At 76.3% G+C, this 8,182-nt stretch carries 4 protein-coding genes and 2 pseudogenes; 3 read left to right on the forward strand and 3 right to left on the reverse strand.

Features of this window, described 5'->3' with window-relative positions:
* Window positions 1-1,060 (forward strand): annotated as a pseudogene (locus AB0N76_RS38400) (regulator); the annotation flags it as partial.
* 35 nt (window positions 1,061-1,095) lie between these two features.
* Here AB0N76_RS38400 and AB0N76_RS38405 read toward each other — a convergent pair.
* Together AB0N76_RS38405 and AB0N76_RS38410 are read right to left on the reverse strand one after the other, a co-directional pair.
* Window positions 1,096-2,328: a cation:proton antiporter gene (locus AB0N76_RS38405; RefSeq protein WP_363565491.1), complete on the reverse strand. Its 1,233-nt coding sequence runs from the start codon at window positions 2,326-2,328 to the stop codon at window positions 1,096-1,098.
* 216 nt (window positions 2,329-2,544) lie between these two features.
* Entirely contained in the window at window positions 2,545-3,876 is a 1,332-nt protein-coding gene (locus tag AB0N76_RS38410) for an FAD-dependent oxidoreductase (RefSeq protein ID WP_363565492.1), read from the reverse strand.
* 430 nt (window positions 3,877-4,306) lie between these two features.
* Between AB0N76_RS38410 and AB0N76_RS38415 the strand changes: the two genes are divergently transcribed.
* Both AB0N76_RS38415 and AB0N76_RS38420 read left to right on the forward strand, forming a co-directional pair.
* Window positions 4,307-5,638, forward strand: coding sequence for an NAD(P)/FAD-dependent oxidoreductase (locus tag AB0N76_RS38415; RefSeq protein WP_363565493.1), 1,332 nt, complete (start codon window positions 4,307-4,309; stop codon window positions 5,636-5,638).
* A gap of 216 nt (window positions 5,639-5,854) precedes the next feature.
* The gene (locus tag AB0N76_RS38420; protein WP_363565491.1) at window positions 5,855-7,087 is read left to right on the forward strand and encodes a cation:proton antiporter; all 1,233 of its coding nucleotides are present in this window, start codon (window positions 5,855-5,857) and stop codon (window positions 7,085-7,087) included.
* Between the two features lie 35 nt (window positions 7,088-7,122).
* On the opposite strand, the pseudogene AB0N76_RS38425 reads toward AB0N76_RS38420, so the two are convergent.
* Window positions 7,123-8,182 (reverse strand): annotated as a pseudogene (locus AB0N76_RS38425) (regulator); the annotation flags it as partial.

Raw genomic sequence — 8,182 nt, forward strand, 5'->3', positions numbered from 1 at the left:
TCGCTCTCCAGGTAGCGCACCAGCGCCTGGCGGGCGTGGCCGCCGCCGTACGCGTGGTCCAGCGCTCGGCCGGGTGCCCACCCAGAGCCGCCGTCCGCCGATCGCCGTCGAGCCGCCGTACCACGACCCGGCCCGCGAGTCGCGCCCGGCGCTGCGGGTCGGCCGGGGCGACATCGCCGCCATCCGCGCCGTCGGCGACCTGTTCCGCGCGCTGGACCACGCGTACGGCGGCGGCCACGCCCGCCAGGCGCTGGTGCGCTACCTGGAGAGCGAGGCCGAGCCGATGCTGCGCGGCCGCTACGGCGAGCAGATCGGCCGGGCGCTGTTCGGGGCGGTCGCCGACCTCACCCGGCTGGCCGGCTGGACGTCCTTCGACATCGCCGCGCACGGCCTGGCCCAGCGCTACTTCGTCCAGTCGCTGCGGCTCTCCCAGGCCGCCGGGGACCGCGCGCTCGGCGGCTACATCCTGGTGACGATGAGCCAGCAGGCCGTGCACCTGGGCCACGGCCGGGAGGCCGTCCAGCTGGCCCGGGTCGCCCAGCAGGGCGTGGGCACCGCCGTGCCGCCGACCGTGCAGGCGCTGCTGCACGCCGCCGAGGCGCGCGGGCACGGGCTGCTCGGCGACGTCCGCTCCTGCACCACCGCGCTGGTGCGGGCCGAGCGGGCGCTGGCGGCGGCCCGGTCCGGCGACGAACTCCCCTCCTGGGCGCGGTTCTTCGACGAGGCGCAGCTGTCCGACGAGTTCGCCCACTGCTACCGGGACCTCCAGCAGTGGCGGACGGCCGCCCAGCACGCGGAGAAGTCGCTGCGGCTGCGGTCGCCCGCGTACGCGCGGAGCCGGATCTTCTGCCGGCTGGTGCTGGCCACCGCGCGGCTCGGCATGGGCGACCTGGACGAGGCCTGCGGCATGGCCACCGACGCGCTGCGGGCGGCGGGGGAGATGCGGTCGGCCCGTTCGCTGGAGTACGTGCGGGACTTCCACCGCCGGCTCACCCCGTACCGGGGCAGCCCGGTGGCACGCGCGTTCGAGGAAACGGCCCGCCAGGCGGGGGTGATCTGAACCGCCGCCGCGCAGGTACCCCAGGAGGACCAGGTTCACCAGCTCTCGGCGTTCACCCGCGGCCGGTCGCCCGTCACGGCGGCCGGCGGCCGGACGTCCCCGCGCAGCCGCTGCGCGGTCAGCGGGAAGCACAGCACCGAGAGCATCCCGGCGCCGACCAGGGCGGCCGCGGTGGAGGACGGCAGGTGGCCGGCGTCCACCTCGATCGTGGTGATGACCACGACCAGCGGCAGCGCGGTGGCGCCGTACAGGCCGAGCGCGGCCCGGTCGCGCCGCCCCAGCCCGGCGGGGGCGAGCAGCGCGGCGGGCAGCCCGCGCACGGCCAGCAGCAGGGCCAGGAAGACCGGGACGAGCAGCAGCGTGCCCGGGTCGCCGAGCAGCGCGTCGAGGTCGAAGTTCATCCCGCTGACCACGAAGAACACCGGGACGAGGAAGCCGAAGCCGATGCTCTCCAGCTTGGCCTCGATCACCTCCTCGTCGCGCTCGGGGACGTCGGAGAGCAGCATCCGGGAGACGATGCCGGCGGTGAACGCGCCGAGCAGCATGTCGAGGTCCAGCCAGAGCGCGGCCGCCACCATGGTCGCGAGCACCAGCATCACGGTGCGGACGGCGAACTGGCCGGAGGTGCGTAGGGTGCCCCGGATCAGCCCGGTCATCCAGCGCGGCCGGTCGCGCCGGGCGTAGCCGATCGCGACGGCGGTGATCAGCGCGAAGGCGGCGAGGATGACGGCGGTGCGGGCGGGGGTGTTGCCGCTGAGCAGGACGGCGATCGCGATGATCGGCCCGAACTCGCCGACCGCGCCGGTGGCCATGACCAGCGAGCCGAACGGGGTGGGGAGTTCGCCGGAGTCGCGGAGGATCGGCAGGATGGTGCCGAGCGCGGTGGTGGTGAGCGCCAGCCCGGCGAAGGCGCCGTCCAGCGGGTCGCGGTTGATCAGCGCGCCGGCGCCGAGCGCGACCACCAGGGCGACCAGCCACGCGGCGCCCGCCCGTTTGAGCGGGCCGCCGCGCAGTTTGGCGAAGTCGATCTCGTAGCCGGCCAGGAACATCAGCAGGGCCAGGCCGAACTGGGAGAGCGCGTCGATCAGGTCGTCGACGTGCACCCAGTTCAGGACGTCGGGGCCGATCAGCACACCGAGCACGATCTCGAACACCACGGTGGGGATGGCGATCCACCGCAGCAGCCGGTCGGCGAGCAGCGGGGCGGCCACCGCGGCGGCCGGGACGAGGACCAGCGCGAGCGGCTGCACCTCGAAGTCGGCGCTCACCGGGCGGCCGGCCGGGGAGCGTAAACCATCCGATCAGCGGTCATATCGGCATACTGGCACGCGGCCGGCCGCCTTCCCGGCATCCGGGCGGGCAGCCCGGCCGCGTGCCGCCGTCGACGCCCGCCGCGGGACGGCGACCGGCCCCGTCGGACCGCCGTCGACCGCCCGGGCCCAGGCCGCCGTCGACGACCTGGGCGCCGTCCGACGGGGCGCCCGTCAGGCCGCCGCCTCGGCCTCCTCCGCGACGGCCGGCACCCCGAGGTCCCGGACCACGGCCTCGGCCGCCCGCCGCCCGGAGACCAGCGCGCCCTGCACGCTGCTGGTGTCCCGGTGGTCGCCGCAGACGTACAGCCCGGCCAGCACCCGGACCGGCCGCCGGGTGTTGTGCGGCGGCGGCATGGCCGGCACGGCGTCCGGCAGGTGCCGGACGCTGAGGAAGTGCCAGCCGTCGGTGGGCGTCCCGTACAGCTCCGCCAGGCGCCCGCGCACGGCGGGTTCCAGCGCGGCGGGCCCGCCGGCGTCGAAGCTCCGGCGGCCGAGCACGGTGGTGGCGATCAGCGCCTGCCCGGACGGGGCGTACGAGGGGTGCAGCTCGCTGAGCACCAGCGAGTGCGAGACCAGCGACGGCCGCCCGCCCGGCCGGTCGCCGTCCAGCAGCAGGACGGCCTCGCCGATCGGGGCCCGGTCGGCCGCGTGGTAGAAGGTCGTGACGGGGTGGAAGTCGGGCAGCCGCAGGCCGGGCAGCAGCTCGGCGGCGGAGCGCGGGTCGGTCGCGACGATCACCGCCTGCGCGCCGATCCGCCCGTGCTCGACGGTCTCCACGCCGTCGGCCGTGATCGAGGTGACCCGCACTCCGGTGCGGACGGTGCCGGCGGGCAGTGCGGCGGCCAGCTGGGCCGGCACGGCCGCGATCCCGCCGGCGGGCAGACAGAGTCGGCCGCGCGCGTAGCAGCGCAGCACCAGGTCGGCGACCCGGCTGCTGGTGCCGAGCGCGGGGTCGCTGAGCAGCGCGCCGAGTAGCGGGCGCAGCAGCCCGTCGACGGTGCGCGGGGCGAGCCCGCGCTCGCCCAGGGCGCGGGCGGCGGTGGTCTCCGGCCGGGCCTTGAGGCGGGCGGGCGGGGTGGCGGCGAGGCGGTTGAGCCAGCTGCCGAGCCGCGCCTTGTCCAGCGGACTGCCCAGCGGCGACCGGGTGGCGGCCTGCCGGGCGGTGGTGAGCTGGGGGTCCCCGACCCGGTACCGGCGCCCGCCGCTGTGCACGAGTACGCCGGGCGTGAGCGGGCGCAGTTCGTGGCGGTCGAGGTCGAGCACGCGGCGCGGCTCGGGGAAGGCGGTGTTGAGCAGGTGACTGCCGTGGTCGAGCCGGAATCCGTCCAGCTCGTGGGTGGCCGCTCGGCCGCCGATCCGGTCCGCGGCTTCCAGGATCCGGACGGTGAGGCCGTGGCCGGTGAGCACGCGGGCGGCGGCGAGGCCCGCGAGTCCGGCTCCCACCACGATGACGTCCGGGTCGGACTGTCGGCGGGTGCGGCGAGCGAAGTCGTACGTGGGCACGGGGGGCTCCCTCCCTGGTCCCGGGGGTTTCGGGCCGGCGCAGGCAGCGGGTGCTGGGACACGGTCCGACGGTGTGATGCCCAGTCAGTGTGAGCGTCAGACAAGCGCATCGGTCCCGATCCGGGGACGGAAAAGGGGAGTGAGGGCATCCGGTGGGGCGCGGTCACGGACTGTGCGCCGATCCTGGCGGGTTTCCGGCCCGACGGGCGCGCACGGTCACCGGGGGCGTGCAACGCGCCCGTTGCATGCTCCCGTGCGCCCCCTCCCGGAGCCCCGCGCGGATGCCCTCACTCCCCTTTTCCGTCCCCGGATCGGGACCGATGCGCTTGTCTGACGCTCACACTGACTGGGCATCACACCGTCGGACCGTGTCCCAGCACCCGCTGCCTGCGCCGGCCCGAAACCCCCGGGACCAGGGAGGGAGCCCCCCGTGCCCACGTACGACTTCGCTCGCCGCACCCGCCGACAGTCCGACCCGGACGTCATCGTGGTGGGAGCCGGACTCGCGGGCCTCGCCGCCGCCCGCGTGCTCACCGGCCACGGCCTCACCGTCCGGATCCTGGAAGCCGCGGACCGGATCGGCGGCCGAGCGGCCACCCACGAGCTGGACGGATTCCGGCTCGACCACGGCAGTCACCTGCTCAACACCGCCTTCCCCGAGCCGCGCCGCGTGCTCGACCTCGACCGCCTCGAACTGCGCCCGCTCACGCCCGGCGTACTCGTGCACAGCGGCGGGCGCCGGTACCGGGTCGGGGACCCCCAGCTCACCACCGCCCGGCAGGCCGCCACCCGGTCGCCGCTGGGCAGTCCGCTGGACAAGGCGCGGCTCGGCAGCTGGCTCAACCGCCTCGCCGCCACCCCGCCCGCCCGCCTCAAGGCCCGGCCGGAGACCACCGCCGCCCGCGCCCTGGGCGAGCGCGGGCTCGCCCCGCGCACCGTCGACGGGCTGCTGCGCCCGCTACTCGGCGCGCTGCTCAGCGACCCCGCGCTCGGCACCAGCAGCCGGGTCGCCGACCTGGTGCTGCGCTGCTACGCGCGCGGCCGACTCTGTCTGCCCGCCGGCGGGATCGCGGCCGTGCCGGCCCAGCTGGCCGCCGCACTGCCCGCCGGCACCGTCCGCACCGGAGTGCGGGTCACCTCGATCACGGCCGACGGCGTGGAGACCGTCGAGCACGGGCGGATCGGCGCGCAGGCGGTGATCGTCGCGACCGACCCGCGCTCCGCCGCCGAGCTGCTGCCCGGCCTGCGGCTGCCCGACTTCCACCCCGTCACGACCTTCTACCACGCGGCCGACCGGGCCCCGATCGGCGAGGCCGTCCTGCTGCTGGACGGCGACCGGCCGGGCGGGCGGCCGTCGCTGGTCTCGCACTCGCTGGTGCTCAGCGAGCTGCACCCCTCGTACGCCCCGTCCGGGCAGGCGCTGATCGCCACCACCGTGCTCGGCCGCCGGAGCTTCGACGCCGGCGGGCCCGCCGCGCTGGAACCCGCCGTGCGCGGGCGCCTGGCGGAGCTGTACGGGACGCCCACCGACGGCTGGCACTTCCTCAGCGTCCGGCACCTGCCGGACGCCGTGCCGGCCATGCCGCCGCCGCACAACACCCGGCGGCCGGTCCGGGTGCTGGCCGGGCTGTACGTCTGCGGCGACCACCGGGACACCAGCAGCGTGCAGGGCGCGCTGGTCTCCGGGCGGCGGGCGGCCGAGGCCGTGGTCCGGGACCTCGGGGTGCCGGCCGTCGCGGAGGAGGCCGAGGCGGCGGCCTGACGGGCGCCCCGTCGGACGGCGCCCAGGTCGTCGACGGCGGCCTGGGCCCGGGCGGTCGACGGCGGTCCGACGGGGCCGGTCGCCGTCCCGCGGCGGGCGTCGACGGCGGCACGCGGCCGGGCTGCCCGCCCGGATGCCGGGAAGGCGGCCGGCCGCGTGCCAGTATGCCGATATGACCGCTGATCGGATGGTTTACGCTCCCCGGCCGGCCGCCCGGTGAGCGCCGACTTCGAGGTGCAGCCGCTCGCGCTGGTCCTCGTCCCGGCCGCCGCGGTGGCCGCCCCGCTGCTCGCCGACCGGCTGCTGCGGTGGATCGCCATCCCCACCGTGGTGTTCGAGATCGTGCTCGGTGTGCTGATCGGCCCCGACGTCCTGAACTGGGTGCACGTCGACGACCTGATCGACGCGCTCTCCCAGTTCGGCCTGGCCCTGCTGATGTTCCTGGCCGGCTACGAGATCGACTTCGCCAAACTGCGCGGCGGCCCGCTCAAACGGGCGGGCGCCGCGTGGCTGGTCGCCCTGGTGGTCGCGCTCGGCGCCGGCGCGCTGATCAACCGCGACCCGCTGGACGGCGCCTTCGCCGGGCTGGCGCTCACCACCACCGCGCTCGGCACCATCCTGCCGATCCTCCGCGACTCCGGCGAACTCCCCACCCCGTTCGGCTCGCTGGTCATGGCCACCGGCGCGGTCGGCGAGTTCGGGCCGATCATCGCGATCGCCGTCCTGCTCAGCGGCAACACCCCCGCCCGCACCGCCGTCATCCTCGCCGCCTTCGCGCTGATCACCGCCGTCGCGATCGGCTACGCCCGGCGCGACCGGCCGCGCTGGATGACCGGGCTGATCCGGGGCACCCTACGCACCTCCGGCCAGTTCGCCGTCCGCACCGTGATGCTGGTGCTCGCGACCATGGTGGCGGCCGCGCTCTGGCTGGACCTCGACATGCTGCTCGGCGCGTTCACCGCCGGCATCGTCTCCCGGATGCTGCTCTCCGACGTCCCCGAGCGCGACGAGGAGGTGATCGAGGCCAAGCTGGAGAGCATCGGCTTCGGCTTCCTCGTCCCGGTGTTCTTCGTGGTCAGCGGGATGAACTTCGACCTCGACGCGCTGCTCGGCGACCCGGGCACGCTGCTGCTCGTCCCGGTCTTCCTGGCCCTGCTGCTGGCCGTGCGCGGGCTGCCCGCCGCGCTGCTCGCCCCCGCCGGGCTGGGGCGGCGCGACCGGGCCGCGCTCGGCCTGTACGGCGCCACCGCGCTGCCGCTGGTCGTGGTCATCACCACGATCGAGGTGGACGCCGGCCACCTGCCGTCCTCCACCGCGGCCGCCCTGGTCGGCGCCGGGATGCTCTCGGTGCTGTGCTTCCCGCTGACCGCGCAGCGGCTGCGCGGGGACGTCCGGCCGCCGGCCGCCGTGACGGGCGACCGGCCGCGGGTGAACGCCGAGAGCTGGTGAACCTGGTCCTCCTGGGGTACCTGCGCGGCGGCGGTTCAGATCACCCCCGCCTGGCGGGCCGTTTCCTCGAACGCGCGTGCCACCGGGCTGCCCCGGTACGGGGTGAGCCGGCGGTGGAAGTCCCGCACGTACTCCAGCGAACGGGCCGACCGCATCTCCCCCGCCGCCCGCAGCGCGTCGGTGGCCATGCCGCAGGCCTCGTCCAGGTCGCCCATGCCGAGCCGCGCGGTGGCCAGCACCAGCCGGCAGAAGATCCGGCTCCGCGCGTACGCGGGCGACCGCAGCCGCAGCGACTTCTCCGCGTGCTGGGCGGCCGTCCGCCACTGCTGGAGGTCCCGGTAGCAGTGGGCGAACTCGTCGGACAGCTGCGCCTCGTCGAAGAACCGCGCCCAGGAGGGGAGTTCGTCGCCGGACCGGGCCGCCGCCAGCGCCCGCTCGGCCCGCACCAGCGCGGTGGTGCAGGAGCGGACGTCGCCGAGCAGCCCGTGCCCGCGCGCCTCGGCGGCGTGCAGCAGCGCCTGCACGGTCGGCGGCACGGCGGTGCCCACGCCCTGCTGGGCGACCCGGGCCAGCTGGACGGCCTCCCGGCCGTGGCCCAGGTGCACGGCCTGCTGGCTCATCGTCACCAGGATGTAGCCGCCGAGCGCGCGGTCCCCGGCGGCCTGGGAGAGCCGCAGCGACTGGACGAAGTAGCGCTGGGCCAGGCCGTGCGCGGCGATGTCGAAGGACGTCCAGCCGGCCAGCCGGGTGAGGTCGGCGACCGCCCCGAACAGCGCCCGGCCGATCTGCTCGCCGTAGCGGCCGCGCAGCATCGGCTCGGCCTCGCTCTCCAGGTAGCGCACCAGCGCCTGGCGGGCGTGGCCGCCGCCGTACGCGTGGTCCAGCGCGCGGAACAGGTCGCCGACGGCGCGGATGGCGGCGATGTCGCCCCGGCCGACCCGCAGCGCCGGGCGCGACTCGCGGGCCGGGTCGTGGTACGGCGGCTCGACGGCGATCGGCGGACGGCGGCTCTGGGTGGGCACCCGGCCGAGCGCTGGACCACGCGTACGGCGGCGGCCACGCCCGCCAGGCGCTGGTGCGCTACCTGGAGAGCGA

The organism is Kitasatospora sp. NPDC093806, assembly GCF_040683335.1.
GTDB lineage: Bacteria > Actinomycetota > Actinomycetes > Streptomycetales > Streptomycetaceae > Kitasatospora.